Genomic DNA, 15,613 nt, shown 5'->3' on the forward strand with positions numbered 1-15,613 from the left:
TTTTGTTCGTGACTCAATCCTGCCACAGCACCGCTTCGCTGTGCTCGCTCCATTCTTCGAAGCGGGCGCCGTAAGCGGCTTCGATCACGTTGCGCTTGATCTTCAGGGTCGGCGTGAGAAAGCCGTTTTCCACCGCCCAGCTGTCCTTGACCACTACCAGTCGGCGCAAGCGTTCGTGCTTGTCGAGGGCGTTGTTGACCTCTTCCAGTAGTCTTTCCAGGCTTGAATGCAATCCGGCCCGCGCCTCCTGTTGCCCGACGGCCGAGAGCACGCACAGGCCCAGCGGCGCACTCAAGCCATCACCGACCACGCACACCTGCTCGATGCGCGAATGCACCGCCAGGCGGTTTTCGATGGGGGCCGGGGCCACGTACTTGCCTTTGCTGGTCTTGAAGATCTCCTTCAGGCGCCCGGTCAGGCGCAGGTTGCCTTCGGCGTCTTCCTCGCCCTTGTCGCCGGTGCGCAGGAAGCCGTCCTCGGTGAGGGTGTCGGCGGTTTTCTGCGGCTCCTTGAAATAGCCGAGCATGGTCGCGCCGCTACGCACCATGACCTCACCCGATTCGTCGATGCGCACCTCGACGCCCGGGCAAGGCTTGCCGATCCAGCCCGGTTTGTTCTGTCCCGGCAGGCAAATATGCGAGTAACCGCAGCTTTCCGTCATGCCGTAGACCTCCAGCACGTCCAGTCCGAGTTTGCGGTACCACAGCAGCAAGCTCAGCGGCACCGGGGCGGCACCGGACAGGGCTACGCGCAAGGCATCGAGCCCCAACCCGGCGAGGACTTTGTGCCCGACCCGCTTGCCGATAATCGGCAAGCCGAGCAGGAAATCCAGGCGCTTTGCCGGAATCTTGCTGTACACGCCCATCTGGAATTTGGTCCAGATGCGCGGCACGCCAAACAGCGCCGTTGGCCGCGCACGCCGAAGATCAGTCAGGAAGGTATCGAGACTTTCGGCAAAAAAAACGCTTTGCCCCGTATAGATCGAAGCCAATTCAACGAACATCCGTTCGGCAACGTGGCACAACGGCAAATACGACAACAATCGATCCGACTCATTCAGGCCGAACAGTTGCGTGCCGCGCGTGGTGGCGAACCCCAGATTGCCGAAGCTATGCATCACGCCCTTGGGCATGCCGGTGGTACCAGACGTGTAGATGATGGTCGCCAGTTGATCAGCGGCGGGCTTGGGATCGTCCTGGATCGGCGAGCTGCGTTGCAGGTCGGCCCAACTGAAATCGAAGCTGCCAGGCGGGTGCAGCGGCAGGCTGATGGTCGGCAGATCGGGATTGACGCCCCGCGACATGCAAGGCCAGTCGTCGAGCTTGCCGATGAAAGCCAGCGTCGCTTCAGAGTGTTCGAGCACCTGGGCCAACGATTCGGCGGTGAGGTTGGGGTACAACGGCACCGAGACATGCCCGGCCATCCAGATCGCCAGGTCGGCAATGATCCAGTGTGCGCAATTTTTTGAGATCAGGGCGATGTGACTGCCTTGGGGCAGTTCCCGCGACCGCAGCCAATGGGCCGCGCAGCGAGCCTGGTGACCGACGTCCTCCCAGGTCAGGGTCTCGACCTGCCCACCGCCCACTGGCTGGACAAGAAAGCGCTGGCGGGGATGACGGGCCTCGCGCTCGTAGAAGATGTCCAGGGGCAAACGAGAAGCAGCAGGCATGGGACTCGCTCCTTTATTTTGGTCTGGAGCAAGCGTAGTCAACCAAGCAAGTGCTTGGTTAACTTTTTTAGAGAATCAATAGCAAAAGATCGCAGCCGGCGGCAGCTCCTGCAAAAGGCTGCGATCCATTGCTTTTACGGGTGCTTGATACCGTTGAGCTTCATGGAGCCGACCAACAGTTCATCGCCCTTGAGTTCCGCCAGACCGGCAGTGCCGACTCTCTCCGGCGGGTGCCCGGCACCATGTTGCAGGTAACTCAGCAGATTCCCCACCAAGGGGTTGTGACTGACCAGCAGCACGTCGCTGACCGCGACCATCTGTTCGGCCACTTTGTCCGGTTCCGTGTCAGGTGTCAGCCATTCAACAGTGCGGATTTCCGGTTCGAAACCCAACGCGTCTCGCACCAGTTGCGCGGTTTGCTGCGCTCGCAGGTACGGACTGGCGTAGATGGCGGTCAGCGGCTGGCCGATCAAATTTGCAGCGGTGCGCAGCACTTCCTCACGTCCGTGCTCCGTCAATTCCCGCTCCGAATCGTGGGGTTTGGAACCGTGTGGCACGGCTTCCCCATGACGCAATACCCAGAGTTTCATAGTTTGGGTTCCTCATCCCGGGCCGGATGTGGCGCAGGCGCCACGGCGTGGGGCGCTTCACCTTCCGGCGTACGCGGCGTCGGCCAATCGGCGAACGGCCAGGGTTTCTGGTCGCTGTGAAAAGTGCCGAAACGACCGATCTGTGCCAGGAACTGGCTCAGACTGTCGCCGAAGTTCATCAGGCTGGCGCTCGGGGCGCCATAAATCAAACGATAGATCAACTGCACCAGCACCACAGCGCCAAGCATGAACTGCGCCACCTGCCACACCAGCAGGAACACCACCATCCACAGCACTCGAAGCAGAATGGACTCGTATCTGGCTTCTACTTTTTGATCACTCATGTCTCGCTCCGTTCCTGTGAAGTAGTTTTTCAGTTGAAGCCGCTGGTAGAGATAAAGTCGACATCGGTCTTCGGCTCGCCGCGCATCAGCAGCCCGATCACCTGCTCCAGCGTGCGCCCTTCGAACAGAATGGCGTGCAGCCCGGCGACCAACGGCATGTACACGCCAACCTCCTGGGACTTGGCCTTGAGCACCTTGAGCGTGTTCACGCCTTCGGCGACTTCGCCCAGGCGATTGACCGCCTCGTCGAGGCTCAAGCCCTGGCCGAGGGCGAACCCGACCTGATAGTTGCGGCTTTTTGGCGACGAGCAGGTCACGATCAGGTCACCCACGCCCGCAAGGCCCAGAAACGTCATCGGGTTGGCGCCCTGATTCACCGCGAAGCGCGTCATTTCCGCCAGCGCCCGGGTAATCAGCATGCTCTTGGTGTTTTCGCCCATGCCCATCGCCACCGCCATGCCGGCGATGATCGCGTAGACGTTTTTCAACGCCCCACCCAGTTCCACGCCAAAACGGTCGGCGCTGGCATACACACGAAAGGTGCGGCCGTGCAACACCTCCTGGACCTCCTGGCAGAGTTCTTCGTCTTCGCTGGCGACCACCGTGGCGGTCAACGCGTGCTCGGCGATTTCACGGGCCAGGTTCGGACCGGACAACACACCAATGCGTGCCAGTGGCGCAATTTCTTCGAGAATCTGGCTCATCAGCTTGAACGTGTGGGCTTCGATGCCCTTGGTCAGGCTCACCAGCATCTTGCCGCTCAAGCGATCGGCGTGCGGGGCCAGCACCGAGCGCAACGCGCTGGAAGGGAGTGCAACGAAACTCAGCTCGCAGGCCTCCAGGGTGGCCAGCAGATCGTTGACCGGTGTCACGCCGGGCAGAATCTTGATGCCTTTGAGGTAACGCGGGTTCTCGCGATTGACCCGGATGGCCTCGGCCTGTTCGGGGTCCCGCATCCATTGCAGGACTTGATGACCATTTTCTGCCAGCAGGTTAGCCACGGCGGTACCAAAACTTCCGCCTCCCAAGACCGCGATCGGGCGCTGTTCAGTCATATGCAATCCATTAATCCAATACCAGTGGCGATGCCGGCATTATACGGCGCGCCCCCGTGTCGACCAGTCCCTGCTTCAATTACCGACGTGCAGGGGAAGAAGTCCGGCAAAACCGAAGAAAATGCCTACATCGCGACTGGAAAACTCATCGGGCTCGGTTAACATGCGCGCCATCATTCGTTAACAAGAATGCGGCAATTATCAACAATAACTATAAAGAGCGTCGGATGATGTATTTCAGCGCAGAGCTGGCGTTTTAACATGCCCCATCGTCCGTCACGGAAGACGCCAACCCTTGGCCATCTGCTGGCCATGGTCTGCCTGATATTCGGTGGCTGGCTCAACAGCCTGTCGGCCCACGCCGCGGACATTCTCCTGATCGGTGTCGACGACAGCCCCGGCATGCACTCTTTTGCCCAGGCCCTAAGGCAATTGCGACCGGCCGACAGCGTGCGCTTCCAGCCGCTGGCCAGCCTGCCGCCACCGGGCAAGCTGCCAGCGGACACCCGCTTGATCCTGCTCGACCTGCCCAGCCTCGACTGGCGCCTGCAGGACAGCCGCGGCCCGGCGACACTGGTGCTGTGCATCAGCCGCGTGCAGGCACGGCAACATCTGGGGCACGCCCTGCCCGCGCACCTCAGCCTGCTTTGGAGTGATCCGCCACTGGACCGGCAATTGCGCCTCACCCGCGTGCTGCTGCCCCAGGCCAAACGGATTGGCGTGCTGTACGACGGCCATAGCGAGTTCCTGTTGCGGGAACTGCGCCAGGCCGCCCATCCCCTCGGGCTTGAGGTAGTCACCGAGCGCTGGGACAACACCGAGGACAGTCGACCTTTGCAGGCTTTGCTGGACAACAGCGATGCATTACTGGGTCTGGACGACCCTGGCCTGTACAACTCGAAAACCGCGAAGAACCTGTTGCTCAGCAGCTATGCTCGACAACGGGCCTTGATCGGCCCGAATGCAGGGTTCGTCAAGGCCGGGAGCCTGGCCAGTACCTACAGCGATCACGGCGACTGGCTGGCGACTCTCGATGAACTGCTCGACCAGCCGCCCGCCACGTGGCCCCGCTCGCAGTACCCACAGCGCTTCAAAGTCGCGAGCAATGCGCAGGTGTCTCGTTCCCTGGATCTTGAACAGGTCAACGATGCGTCTGTCGCAATGCTGCTGGCAGAAGGAGAACGCCATCCATGACCTTCCGTCGCCGCTGGGACATCAGTACCCGCACCCAGATCATCAGCCTCGGCCCTGCCCTGCTGCTGACGTTGCTGTTGATCAGCTTCTTCACCTTCGTGCGGATCCAGGACCTGCGCCAGGAGCTCAACCATACCGGCCAGTTGATTGCCAACCAATTGGCACCGGCCACCGAATACGGGGTGATTTCGGGCAATAACGAGGTCCTCGAAAGCCTGCTCAAGGCCACACTGGCCACGCCCAACGTGCGGTTCCTGGAGGTGCAGGACAGCGCCAACCGGATTCTGGTGTACGTCGAACAACCCTCGGCCAGCTACCAGCAGCCGCATCAGGTCGAAGTGTTCCAGGCCCCCGTGCGGCTGCAACGCATCGCCCTGCACAATGATTTTTTCCAGGACCGCAAAGCGGCCCCAACGACCCCCGCCGAGGATTACCTGGGCCGGGTGATCGTCGGCCTGTCCAATGATGCATTCAGCCAGCGCCAGCAGGAGATCCTGCTCAAGGCCGGCATCCTGGCGCTGTTCGCCTTGCTGTTTACCTTCCTGGTCGCCCGACGCCTGGCCTCGAGCCTGTCGCAACCGCTGCGCGATATCGGCAATGCAGTCAAGGCGATCCAGGCCGGCGACTATAAAACGCCGCTGCCTATCGTCGACGACACTGAACTCGGCGCCCTGTCGCAACACATCAACAACCTTGCCAGGGGCCTTGAGCAAGCCAGTCACGAACAACATCAGGCCATGGCGCAGCTGATCCAGACCCGCGAGGAAGCGGAAAAAGCCAACAACGCCAAGTCGGACTTCCTCGCCATGATGAGCCACGAACTGCGCACGCCGATGAATGGTGTGCTGGGCATGCTGCAGTTGCTGGAAACCACCGAGATGACCGAAGAGCAGTTCGAATACGCCGCGCTGGCTTCGGAATCCACCGAGCACCTGCTTAAAGTCATCAATGACATTCTGGATTTTTCCCGTATCGAACGCTCGGAACTGGAACTGGAACATATTCCCTTCAACCTCGCGGACCTGATCGCCAGTTGCGCCCAGGCATTCCAGCACAGCGCCGTGCAACGCGGGCTCGATCTGCAGTTGCAGATTCCGTCGGACATGCGCGCGCTGCAGGTTCAGGGCGATCCGACGCGCATCCGGCAAATACTGGTCAATCTGGTCGGCAATGCACTGAAGTTTACCGAGCAGGGCCGGGTCTCCATCGAGCCGCAGTGGCAGTCCCTGGATCACGAACTGCTGTGGTTCACCTGCACGGTACGCGACAGCGGCATTGGCATTCCCCCCGAGAGCCTGGAATTGATGTTCGACGCGTTTCAGCAAGCCGACAGTTCCATTTCAAGACGCTACGGTGGCACTGGCCTTGGCCTGCCGATTGCGCGAACACTCGCCGAACGCATGGGCGGCACCTTGCGCGCCCAGAGCGAACAAGGCCGTGGTTCGATGTTCACCCTGGAAATTCCGCTGGCGTTGTCTCAACAGGCCTTGCCGGCGCGGGTACCGCGCGTATCGACCCACAAGGGCGACGGCGAAGGGCGCAATGTGCTGCTGGTCGAGGACAATCCGGTCAACCAGACGGTGATCGAAGCCATGTTGCGTAGCCTGGGCTTTACTGTCAGCGTCGCCGCCGATGGCGCACAGGCAGTGCGCAGTGCCGAGAGCCTGATTTTCGAAGCCATATTGATGGACTGTCGATTGCCGATCATCGACGGCTATGAGGCCACCCGCCAGATCCGTGAACTGCCCGGCTGCACCGACTTGCCGATCATTGCCCTGACCGCCAACGCCTTGCAGGGGGATCGCGAAGCCTGCTTGTCGGCAGGAATGAACGATTACCTGGCCAAGCCCTTCAAACGAACTGATCTTCAGCAAATTCTGCAGCGATGGGTGCAGTAGTACAGGCCTTTCGAGCATCTGCGACTGGCGTGAAAGGCGAAAGTGCGGCAGTCTTAGGCACCCGTACAAGTCCGAAATTGGGCTTGATTAAAAATTTCAGTGCACAAGTGTACATTCATGTCCTTGGTACTGTGACTTTCACTACAACGCAATAGTCTATGAGTAGGCTGCCGGTTCGAGGCATGAATGCTTCGATCGGCCGGGAAGATTTGCCCCACCTGCCGCATGGGACTATTGAGGAGCTCGCATGACCAAACAAAACGCCTTTACCCGGGAAGACCTGCTGCGCTGCAGTCGCGGTGAGCTGTTCGGCCCAGGTAACGCGCAACTGCCCGCCCCGAACATGCTGATGGTCGATCGCATCACCCTGATCAGCGAAGAAGGTGGCAAGTACGGCAAAGGTGAATTGGTCGCCGAGCTGGATATCACTCCGGACCTGTGGTTCTTCGCCTGCCACTTCGAAGGCGATCCGGTGATGCCGGGCTGCCTGGGCCTCGACGCCATGTGGCAACTGGTCGGCTTCTTCCTGGGCTGGCAAGGCCTGCCGGGCCGCGGTCGCGCCCTGGGATCGGGCGAAGTGAAATTCTTCGGCCAGGTCCTGCCGACCGCCAAGAAAGTCACCTATAACATTCATATCAAGCGTGTCCTCAAAGGCAAGCTGAACCTGGCCATCGCCGACGGTTCGGTGACTGTCGACGGTCGCGAAATCTATACCGCCGAAGGCCTCCGGGTCGGCGTGTTCACCTCCACTGACAACTTCTAAGGGTTATCCGCATGCGCCGCGTCGTTATCACTGGTCTGGGCATTGTTTCGTGCCTGGGCAATGACAAAGAGACCGTCTCCGCTAACCTGCGTGCAAGCCGCCCTGGCATCCGGTTCAACCCGGAATATGCCGAAATGGGTCTGCGTAGCCAGGTTTCCGGCTCCATTGACCTCAACCTTGAAGAACTGATCGATCGCAAGATCTATCGCTTCGTCGGCCACGCGGCAGCTTATGCCTACCTGGCCATGAAAGACGCCATCACTGACTCCGGCCTGACCGAAGAGCAGGTGTCCAACCCGCGTACCGGCCTGATCGCCGGTTCCGGTGGCGCATCGACCCTGAACCAGATGGAAGCGCTGGACATCCTGCGCGAGAAAGGCGTCAAGCGCGTCGGCCCATACCGCGTAACGCGGACCATGAGCAGCACCGTTTCCGCCTGCCTGGCCACGCCGTTCAAGATCAAGGGCCTGAACTACTCCATCGCGTCTGCCTGCGCCACCAGTGCTCACTGCATCGGTACCGCCATGGAACAGATCCAGATGGGCAAGCAGGACATCGTTTTCGCCGGCGGCGGTGAAGAAGAACACTGGAGCCAGTCGTTCCTGTTCGACGCCATGGGCGCCCTGTCCAGCAAGCGCAACGACACCCCGGAACAAGCCTCCCGCGCCTACGACGCCGACCGTGACGGTTTTGTCATCGCTGGCGGTGGCGGCATGGTCGTGGTTGAAGAGCTGGAACACGCCCTGGCCCGCGGCGCAAAAATCTACGCGGAAATCGTTGGCTACGGCGCGACCTCCGACGGCTACGACATGGTTGCCCCAAGCGGCGAAGGCGCGATCCGCTGCATGCAGCAGGCGCTGTCCACCGTCGACACCCCGATCGACTACCTGAACACCCACGGCACTTCGACTCCGGTCGGCGACGTCGCGGAAATGAAAGGTGTGCGTGAAGTGTTCGGCGACAAGGCTCCGGCCATCAGCTCCACCAAGAGCCTGTCGGGTCACTCCCTGGGCGCCGCCGGCGTTCACGAAGCGATCTACTGCATGCTGATGATGGAAGGCAACTTCATTGCCGGCTCCGCCAACATCGACGAGCTGGACCCTGAAGTGGCTGACCTGCCGGTGCTGACCAAGACCCGCGAAAACGCCACCATCAACACCGTGATGAGCAACAGCTTCGGTTTCGGCGGCACCAACGCCACGCTGGTACTGAAGCGCTGGGAAGGCAAGTAATTCCCCGCTGCTGAGCCGCACATGAAAACGCCCCGACTGGTTCGGGGCGTTTTTTTTGCCTTAGGTAAATGGAGCAACTCTGCGCCCTGTGGGAGCGCGCTTGCTCGCGAAGGCGGCGGCACATTCAACATTAATGGCGCCTGACACTCCGTCTTCGCGAGCAAGCCCGCTCCCACAGGGTCAGCGTTTTGCCCACAAGGCTTGGGCATGGAGATGAAGCTTTTGTCATGAAACTTAAGGCCCTGCGACTGAATGTCGCGGTTTCCGTGGGCTGCAGGACTGTTGCTGTTTTTGCAAGAAACCCTTTCCAAACTCAGTCGTTTACTTAGCAAGCTACCAAACTCTATAACAGAGTCCTGCACATGCCTTGCTGCAGATAACAGAGATTGGAGCTAGCAGATGACTGTAAAAGTAACTGAACGCGACGATTCACGTATGTCCCACGAAGGCGTAGCCGCCGGTGTGCGGATCTGGGATGTGTACCAACAAGACCTGCTGGTCGGGATGTTCCACTCCGAAACTGACGCCCACAGTTACAAGGCCGAACTGGAAACCCTGGAGCAGCAACGAGAACTACGCTCCGCCTGAGCAATTGTAGGAGCGAGCTTGCTCGCGATGGACTAAAGAGCGCCGCGTTTAGCCAGTAAACACGCGTTATCGTTAACGACCATCGCGAGCAAGCTCGCTCCCACATCGCTTACCACATCAGATCGTCAGGGATCTGATAGGCCGCGTACGGATCGTCCTCGGCGGCGACTTCTTCGGTCTGCACATTCAGCTGCACGATACGTTGCGGATCGCGCTCCTGGATCTTCAGGGCCGCTTCCCGGGGGATCACTTCATAACCGCCGGCGTGATGCACGATGGCCAGCGAACCGTTGCTCAGCTTGTTGCGCATCAGGCTGTTGACCGAGAGACGCTTGACCTTCTTGTCGTCGACGAAGTTGTAGTAGTCCTCGGTCGTCAGTTTCGGCAGGCGCGTGGCTTCGATCAATTGCTTGACCTGTGCTACGCGGGCTTTCGCCTCGGCCTTTTCCTGCTGCTGACGGTTGAGCTCCTGGTCGCGCTTGACCTTCTCGGCCATCGCTTCCTGAGCCGCACGCTGCTGGGAGTCGTCCAGTTCGATCTGGCCTTTGTGGGCCAGGCGTTGCTGCTTCTGTTTGTCTTTGCTGACCTGCTTGGCCTGCTTCTGGTTGACCAGCCCTGCTTTGAGCAACTGGTCGCGAAGGGAAATGCTCATGGTGCTTATTACTCACTTAGGCAACTGCTCAACCGCAGCTGGGCACATTCTTTTCCTGGCGTTTGGCTTCACCCCACAGGGCGTCCAACTCTTCGAGGGTGCAATCTTCCATGGGACGGTGGGTGTCGCGCAATGCCTGTTCGATAAAACGGAAGCGTCGTTCGAACTTGCCATTGGCGCCACGCAGCGCGGTTTCCGGGTCGACCTTGAGATGCCTGGCCAGATTGACCACGGAAAACAGCAGGTCGCCAATCTCGTCGGCCACGGCCTCTGGATCGTTTTCCGACATGGCCTCGAGGACTTCATCGAGTTCTTCACGGACTTTATCAAGCACCGGCAATGCATCGGGCCAGTCGAAACCGACTTGCCCTGCTCGCTTCTGCAATTTTGCCGAGCGGGACAACGCCGGCAATGCTGCCGGGACATCATCGAGCAAGGACAGCTGTTGCGGTGCACTGGAGCTCTCTGCGCGCTCCTCGGCCTTGATCTCTTCCCAGCGCTGCTTGACCTGTTCCTCACTCAGGCGCGGGACATCCATAGGCGCGTACAGATCACCCGTGGGGAATACGTGTGGATGACGGCGAATCAACTTGCGCGTGATGCCATCGACCACGCCAGCGAACTCGAAGCGTCCTTCCTCCCGGGCCAGCTGGCTGTAATAAACCACCTGGAACAGCAGATCGCCCAACTCACCCTGCAGGTGATCGAAGTCACCGCGCTCGATGGCGTCGGCGACTTCATAGGCTTCCTCGAGGGTGTGCGGGACGATGGTGGCGTAGGTTTGCCTGATGTCCCACGGGCAACCATACTGCGGGTCACGCAGGCGGTTCATCAGGTGCAATAAATCTTCAAGGCTGTACATCAATCCCTCTCATGATAAAGCTCCCCTGTGGGAGCGGGCTTGCTCGCGAAGAGGCCGGCACATTCAAAATTGATGCGTATGGCAAATCGCTTTCGCGAGCAAGCCCGCTCCCACATTGGATTGGCGCTGATCTCAAGGGGTTCGGTTACGCCGGGTTTCGATGATGTTCGGCAGCTGGGAAATCCGCCCAAGCAACCGCCCAAGCGCGTCCAGCCCCGGAATCTCGATGGTCAGGGACATCAGCGCGGTGTTGTCCTCCTTGTTCGAGCGGGTATTGACCGCCAGCACGTTGATCCGCTCGTTGAGCAGCACCTGCGAGACGTCACGCAGCAATCCGGAACGGTCGTAGGCACGGATGACGATGTCCACCGGATAGGTGAGCACCGGTACCGGCCCCCAGCTGACCTGAATGATCCGCTCCGGCTCGCGCCCGCCTAACTGCAGCACCGAGGCACAGTCCTGACGGTGGATGCTCACGCCGCGGCCCTGGGTGATGTAGCCGACGATTGCATCCCCCGGCAGCGGCTGGCAGCAACCGGCCATCTGGGTCATCAGGTTGCCCACGCCCTGGATCTGAATGTCGCCACGCTTGCCTGGCTTGTAGCCGGTAGCCTTGCGTGGAATCAGTTCCAGCTGTTCGTTGCCGCGTTCCGGCTCGACCAGTTGCTGCGCCAGGTTGACCAGTTGCGCCAGGCGCAAATCGCCGGCACCGAGGGCAGCGAACATGTCCTCGGCGGTCTTCATGTTGGCCTTGTCGGCCAGCTTGTCGAAGTCCACCTGCGGCAGGCCGAGGCGATTGAGTTCGCGCTCGAGCAGGGTTTTACCGGCGGCGACGTTCTGGTCGCGCGCCTGCAGCTTGAACCAGTGAACGATCTTCGCCCGCGCCCGCGAGGTGGTGATGTAACCCAGGTTCGGGTTCAGCCAGTCGCGGCTCGGCGTGCCGTGCTTGCTGGTGATGATCTCGACCTGTTCACCGGTTTGCAGGCTGTAGTTGAGCGGCACGATGCGCCCGTTGATCTTGGCGCCGCGGCAGTTGTGACCGATCTCGGTGTGGACGCGGTAGGCGAAGTCCAGTGGCGTCGCGCCCTTGGGCAAATCGATGGCGTGACCGTCCGGGGTAAAGATGTAGACCCGGTCGGGTTCGATATCGACCCGCAGCTGTTCGGCCAACCCGCCAATGTCGCCCAGCTCTTCGTGCCACTCGAGCACCTGACGCAGCCAGGAGATTTTCTCTTCGTAGTGATTGGAGCCGGACTTGACGTCGGTGCCCTTGTAGCGCCAGTGCGCGCATACGCCGAGCTCGGCTTCTTCATGCATGGCGTGGGTGCGGATCTGCACCTCCAGCACCTTGCCCTCGGGCCCGATCACCGCGGTATGCAATGAGCGATAGCCGTTCTCTTTCGGGTTGGCGATGTAGTCGTCGAACTCTTTCGGGATGTGCCGCCACAGGGTGTGGACAATGCCGAGCGCGGTGTAGCAGTCGCGCATTTCCGGCACGAGTACCCGCACGGCGCGCACGTCGTAGATCTGGCTGAACTCCAGGCCCTTGCGCTGCATTTTGCGCCAGATCGAATAGATGTGCTTGGCCCGACCGCTGATGTCGGCATCGACGCCGGTGGCCTGCAATTCGTTCTTCAGCTGACTCATCACGTCGCTGATGAAGCGCTCGCGATCCAGACGCCGCTCGTGCAGCAACTTGGCGATCTGCTTGTATTGGTCAGGCTCGAGGTAACGGAAGGACAAGTCCTCCAGCTCCCACTTGATGTGGCCGATACCCAGGCGGTGGGCCAGTGGCGCGTAGATGTCGAACACCTCGCGAGCCACGCGGTTGCGCTTCTCGTCGTCGGCGGTCTTCACCGCACGGATCGCGCAGGTGCGCTCGGCCAGTTTGATCAGGGCCACGCGCACGTCGTCGACCATGGCCACGAGCATCTTGCGCAGGTTTTCCACCTGGCCCTGGGTGCCCATCACCATGGATTTGCGCGGGCTCAAGCTGTCACTGATCGCCGCCATGCGCTGCACGCCGTCGATCAGTTTGGCGACCACCGGGCCGAAGCGCTGGCTGACCGTGGGCAACGGGATCTGGCCTTCGCGTACGCCCCGGTACAAGACCGCGGCCACCAGCGAATCCTGATCGAGCTTGAGGTCGGCGAGGATCTCGGCGATCTCCAGGCCCGTGCGGAAACTCGAGTTGCCTTCGGTCCACAGATTCTTAGCCGCATTGGCTTGTTGTTCGGCCTCGCGTGCGAACTCGCAGGCTTCTTTCAAGGCTTCGCGATCCAGTGCCAGATCGACACTGACCGCGTGATCGAGCCAAGCCTCGAGATTGATACTGCCGTCGGTGTTGATCGGCTGGTGTGCTCTCACCTGTACCATCTTGCTTACCTTCCCTACGACGCAGATTCAATGCGTCAAATCGCTGACCTTCGTTGCCCATGAGCCCACATCGGGCTGGTACGCGGCTGCACGGGCGGGCCAGTCGGACCAGACGAGCGTCCTAGCTCGCTTCAAATAACGCCATGGCCTCGACATGTGCCGTCTGAGGAAACATATCGAGAATCCCGGCACGTTTTAACCGGTAGCCCTGCTTGATCAATTCGACCGTGTCGCGCGCCAGGGTCGCAGGGTTGCACGACACATACACCAACCGCTCGGCCCCCAGGGACTTGAGCTTGCGCACGACCTCGAAAGCGCCGTCACGCGGTGGGTCCAAGAGTACCGCACAAAAGCCTTCGCCGGCCCATTCGGCATCGGTCAAAGGCTGGGATAAATCGGCCTGAAAAAATTTCGCGTTATGCAGATTGTTGCTGATCGCATTCGCGGCGGCGCGATCGACCATCACCTGCACACCCTCCACCGCCACGACTTCGCGAACGGCTTTGGCCAACGGCAAGGCAAAGTTACCCAAACCACAGAATAGATCGAGAACGCGCTCATCGGCTTGCGGTTTCAACCAGTCCAGCGCCTGGGCGACCATCGCTTCGTTGACCCCGGCATTGACCTGGATGAAATCCCCCGGCCGGTACGCCAGATTCAGATCCCACTGTTCAAGACGATAGCCCAGGGACTGATCGGCCTCGGCCGGATGCGGCTCGCCGTCACCGTGCAACCACAACTGGGCGTGATGGAACGCGCAGAAATCCTTGAGGATGGTCATGTCGCTGTCGGACAACGGCGCCATGTGGCGCAGCAATACCGCCAACGATGAACCGCTGAACAATTCCACGTGACCCAGGGCTTGAGGCTTGCTCAAGCGCCGCAGCATTTCCGGCAAGCGGGCCATGATCGGTTGCAAGGGCTGTACCAGCACCGGGCAATCATCGATGCCGACAATGTCCTGGCTGCCAGCGGCACGGAAACCGACTTCGAGTTTTTTCGCCTTCATGTCCCAACGCACCGCCACCCGGGCGCGACGGCGGTAAGCGAATTCCGGACCGCTCAATGGCGCGGCCCACTCTTCGGGCTCGACGCCTGCGACCTTGGACAATTGCTCGGCGAGCATGCGCTGTTTCAGGGCGAGTTGTTCGTTATGGGGCAGATGCTGCACGCTGCAGCCGCCGCAACGGCCGGCATGGGCACAGGGTGCGGGGCGACGCAGTTCGCTGGCCTTGAACACCCGCTCGGTACGCGCTTCGACCACTTTGCCGTGGGCGCCGAGCACCCGCGCCTCGACCTCTTCACCGGCCAGTGCGCCGATGACGAACCAGGTACGACCCTCGAAAAACGCGATACCACGACCGTCATTGGCCAGGCGCTCGATGCTCAGGCGCTGCTTTTTGCCGGTCGGGACTTGCGGGGCCTTGCTGCCGCCGGTGGGCTGGAAGCGCAGGCCTCTCTCGTGCTTGGCCATCAGTTGGGCGCGTCGAAAATGCCGGTCGACAGATAACGGTCGCCACGGTCGCAGATGATCGCGACGATCACCGCGTTTTCAACTTCTTTGGACAGGCGCAGCATCGCTGCCACCGCCCCGCCCGAGGACACGCCACAGAAGATGCCTTCTTCGCGGGCCAGGCGCCGGGTGACGTCTTCGGCTTCGCTTTGCGCCATGTCGACGATACGGTCGACGCGCTCGGCTTGATAAATTTTCGGCAGGTATTCCTGCGGCCAACGGCGGATGCCGGGAATGGCTGAGCCTTCCATCGGTTGCAGGCCGATGATCTGCACGCTGTCGCTCTGCTCTTTCAAGTAGCGCGAGACGCCCATGATCGTGCCGGTGGTGCCCATGGAGCTGACGAAATGGGTGATGGTGCCTTGGGTCTGGCGCCAGATTTCCGGACCGGTGGTGGTGTAGTGCGCCTCGGGGTTGTCACCGTTGGCGAACTGATCCAGCACCTTGCCACGGCCTTCGGCCTCCATCCGCTGGGCGAGGTCGCGGGCACCTTCCATGCCCTCTTCCTGGCTGACCAGGATAAGCTCGGCGCCATAGGCAGTCATCGCCGCCTTGCGTTCGGCGCTGGAGTTGTCCGGCATGATCAAGATCATCTTGTAACCCTTGATCGCGGCGGCCATGGCCAGCGCAATCCCGGTATTACCGGAAGTCGCTTCGATCAGCGTATCGCCGGCATGAATCTGCCCGCGCAACTCGGCGCGGGTGATCATCGACAGCGCCGGACGGTCCTTGACCGAACCCGCCGGGTTATTCCCTTCGAGCTTGAGCAAAAGGGTATTGCTGGTGGCGCCGGGCAGGCGCTGCAAACGGACCAGCGGAGTGTTGCCGACGCAATCGGCGATGGTTGGGTACTGCAAGGTCATGGCGTATTCGCAAT

General features: G+C 60.8%; 14 protein-coding genes. 5 read left to right on the top strand and 9 right to left on the bottom strand.

Annotated features, from left to right (window positions below; genetic code table 11):
• Nucleotides 1-13 precede the first annotated feature (13 nt).
• From DKB71_RS25950 to DKB71_RS25965, 4 genes are all read right to left on the bottom strand, one after another.
• A complete protein-coding gene (locus tag DKB71_RS25950) occupies nucleotides 14-1,669 on the bottom strand; it encodes an AMP-binding protein (RefSeq protein WP_408598295.1) in 1,656 nt (551 codons plus the stop codon).
• Between the two features lie 134 nt (nucleotides 1,670-1,803).
• Nucleotides 1,804-2,259, bottom strand: a complete 456-nt coding sequence (gene sixA / locus DKB71_RS25955; RefSeq protein ID WP_274072927.1) for a phosphohistidine phosphatase SixA — start codon at nucleotides 2,257-2,259, stop codon at nucleotides 1,804-1,806.
• A complete protein-coding gene (locus DKB71_RS25960; protein ID WP_323628078.1) occupies nucleotides 2,256-2,603 on the bottom strand; it encodes a DUF4389 domain-containing protein in 348 nt (115 codons plus the stop codon). Before DKB71_RS25960 ends, sixA begins: the two co-directional genes overlap by 4 nt.
• A 29-nt stretch (nucleotides 2,604-2,632) precedes the next feature.
• Nucleotides 2,633-3,658: an NAD(P)H-dependent glycerol-3-phosphate dehydrogenase gene (locus DKB71_RS25965; protein WP_274072925.1), complete on the bottom strand. Its 1,026-nt coding sequence runs from the start codon at nucleotides 3,656-3,658 to the stop codon at nucleotides 2,633-2,635.
• A gap of 261 nt (nucleotides 3,659-3,919) precedes the next feature.
• On the opposite strand from DKB71_RS25965, the gene DKB71_RS25970 reads away from it, so the two are divergent.
• The 5 genes from DKB71_RS25970 (at nucleotide 3,920) to DKB71_RS25990 (ending at nucleotide 9,333) form a co-directional block, all read left to right on the top strand.
• Nucleotides 3,920-4,852 carry an ABC transporter substrate-binding protein gene (locus DKB71_RS25970; protein ID WP_408598298.1) on the top strand — a complete coding sequence of 311 codons (933 nt, stop codon included), beginning with the start codon at nucleotides 3,920-3,922 and terminating at the stop codon, nucleotides 4,850-4,852.
• On the top strand, nucleotides 4,849-6,750 hold the full coding sequence (locus tag DKB71_RS25975; RefSeq protein WP_408598300.1) for an ATP-binding protein: 1,902 nt from the start codon (nucleotides 4,849-4,851) through the stop codon (nucleotides 6,748-6,750). The genes DKB71_RS25970 and DKB71_RS25975 overlap by 4 nt, the downstream gene beginning before the upstream one ends.
• A 247-nt stretch (nucleotides 6,751-6,997) precedes the next feature.
• Nucleotides 6,998-7,513 (top strand): 3-hydroxyacyl-[acyl-carrier-protein] dehydratase FabA, encoded by a 516-nt coding sequence (fabA, locus tag DKB71_RS25980; RefSeq protein ID WP_003179264.1) that lies wholly within the window; start codon nucleotides 6,998-7,000, stop codon nucleotides 7,511-7,513.
• An 11-nt stretch (nucleotides 7,514-7,524) separates the two neighbouring features.
• Nucleotides 7,525-8,745 carry a beta-ketoacyl-ACP synthase I gene (gene fabB / locus DKB71_RS25985; protein ID WP_015096439.1) on the top strand — a complete coding sequence of 407 codons (1,221 nt, stop codon included), beginning with the start codon at nucleotides 7,525-7,527 and terminating at the stop codon, nucleotides 8,743-8,745.
• Between the two features lie 399 nt (nucleotides 8,746-9,144).
• A complete protein-coding gene (locus tag DKB71_RS25990) occupies nucleotides 9,145-9,333 on the top strand; it encodes a hypothetical protein (protein ID WP_274072922.1) in 189 nt (62 codons plus the stop codon).
• 109 nt (nucleotides 9,334-9,442) lie between these two features.
• Here DKB71_RS25990 and DKB71_RS25995 read toward each other — a convergent pair whose 3' ends face one another.
• The 5 genes from DKB71_RS25995 to cysM form a co-directional block, all read right to left on the bottom strand.
• Nucleotides 9,443-9,985, bottom strand: coding sequence for a DUF2058 domain-containing protein (locus DKB71_RS25995; protein ID WP_274072921.1), 543 nt, complete (start codon nucleotides 9,983-9,985; stop codon nucleotides 9,443-9,445).
• A 28-nt stretch (nucleotides 9,986-10,013) separates the two neighbouring features.
• On the bottom strand, nucleotides 10,014-10,847 hold the full coding sequence (gene mazG, locus DKB71_RS26000; RefSeq protein ID WP_274072920.1) for a nucleoside triphosphate pyrophosphohydrolase: 834 nt from the start codon (nucleotides 10,845-10,847) through the stop codon (nucleotides 10,014-10,016).
• 132 nt (nucleotides 10,848-10,979) lie between these two features.
• Complete coding sequence (gene relA / locus DKB71_RS26005) at nucleotides 10,980-13,223, bottom strand: GTP diphosphokinase (protein ID WP_274072919.1); 2,244 nt, start codon at nucleotides 13,221-13,223, stop codon at nucleotides 10,980-10,982.
• A gap of 121 nt (nucleotides 13,224-13,344) precedes the next feature.
• On the bottom strand, nucleotides 13,345-14,697 hold the full coding sequence (rlmD, locus tag DKB71_RS26010; RefSeq protein ID WP_408598304.1) for a 23S rRNA (uracil(1939)-C(5))-methyltransferase RlmD: 1,353 nt from the start codon (nucleotides 14,695-14,697) through the stop codon (nucleotides 13,345-13,347).
• The gene (cysM, locus tag DKB71_RS26015) at nucleotides 14,697-15,599 is read right to left on the bottom strand and encodes a cysteine synthase CysM (RefSeq protein WP_274072917.1); all 903 of its coding nucleotides are present in this window, start codon (nucleotides 15,597-15,599) and stop codon (nucleotides 14,697-14,699) included. Before cysM ends, rlmD begins: the two co-directional genes overlap by 1 nt.
• Nucleotides 15,600-15,613 lie beyond the last annotated feature (14 nt).

The organism is Pseudomonas sp. PLMAX (assembly GCF_046042685.1).
GTDB classification, from domain to species: domain Bacteria; phylum Pseudomonadota; class Gammaproteobacteria; order Pseudomonadales; family Pseudomonadaceae; genus Aquipseudomonas; species Aquipseudomonas putida_AE.

What these genes read in the sequence shown, in the direction of transcription:
- fabB (WP_015096439.1), top strand. Translation starts at nt 7,525, where the DNA reads ATGCGCCGCGTCGTTATCACTGGTCTGGGCATTGTTTCGTGCCTGGGC.
- DKB71_RS25995 (WP_274072921.1), bottom strand. Translation starts at nt 9,985, where the DNA reads ATGAGCATTTCCCTTCGCGACCAGTTGCTCAAAGCAGGGCTGGTCAAC.
- rlmD (WP_408598304.1), bottom strand. Translation starts at nt 14,697, where the DNA reads ATGGCCAAGCACGAGAGAGGCCTGCGCTTCCAGCCCACCGGCGGCAGC.
- fabA (WP_003179264.1), top strand. Translation starts at nt 6,998, where the DNA reads ATGACCAAACAAAACGCCTTTACCCGGGAAGACCTGCTGCGCTGCAGT.
- DKB71_RS25990 (WP_274072922.1), top strand. Translation starts at nt 9,145, where the DNA reads ATGACTGTAAAAGTAACTGAACGCGACGATTCACGTATGTCCCACGAA.
- cysM (WP_274072917.1), bottom strand. Translation starts at nt 15,599, where the DNA reads ATGACCTTGCAGTACCCAACCATCGCCGATTGCGTCGGCAACACTCCG.
- DKB71_RS25950 (WP_408598295.1), bottom strand. Translation starts at nt 1,669, where the DNA reads ATGCCTGCTGCTTCTCGTTTGCCCCTGGACATCTTCTACGAGCGCGAG.
- DKB71_RS25960 (WP_323628078.1), bottom strand. Translation starts at nt 2,603, where the DNA reads ATGAGTGATCAAAAAGTAGAAGCCAGATACGAGTCCATTCTGCTTCGA.
- DKB71_RS25965 (WP_274072925.1), bottom strand. Translation starts at nt 3,658, where the DNA reads ATGACTGAACAGCGCCCGATCGCGGTCTTGGGAGGCGGAAGTTTTGGT.
- DKB71_RS25970 (WP_408598298.1), top strand. Translation starts at nt 3,920, where the DNA reads ATGCCCCATCGTCCGTCACGGAAGACGCCAACCCTTGGCCATCTGCTG.
- relA (WP_274072919.1), bottom strand. Translation starts at nt 13,223, where the DNA reads ATGGTACAGGTGAGAGCACACCAGCCGATCAACACCGACGGCAGTATC.
- sixA (WP_274072927.1), bottom strand. Translation starts at nt 2,259, where the DNA reads ATGAAACTCTGGGTATTGCGTCATGGGGAAGCCGTGCCACACGGTTCC.
- mazG (WP_274072920.1), bottom strand. Translation starts at nt 10,847, where the DNA reads ATGTACAGCCTTGAAGATTTATTGCACCTGATGAACCGCCTGCGTGAC.
- DKB71_RS25975 (WP_408598300.1), top strand. Translation starts at nt 4,849, where the DNA reads ATGACCTTCCGTCGCCGCTGGGACATCAGTACCCGCACCCAGATCATC.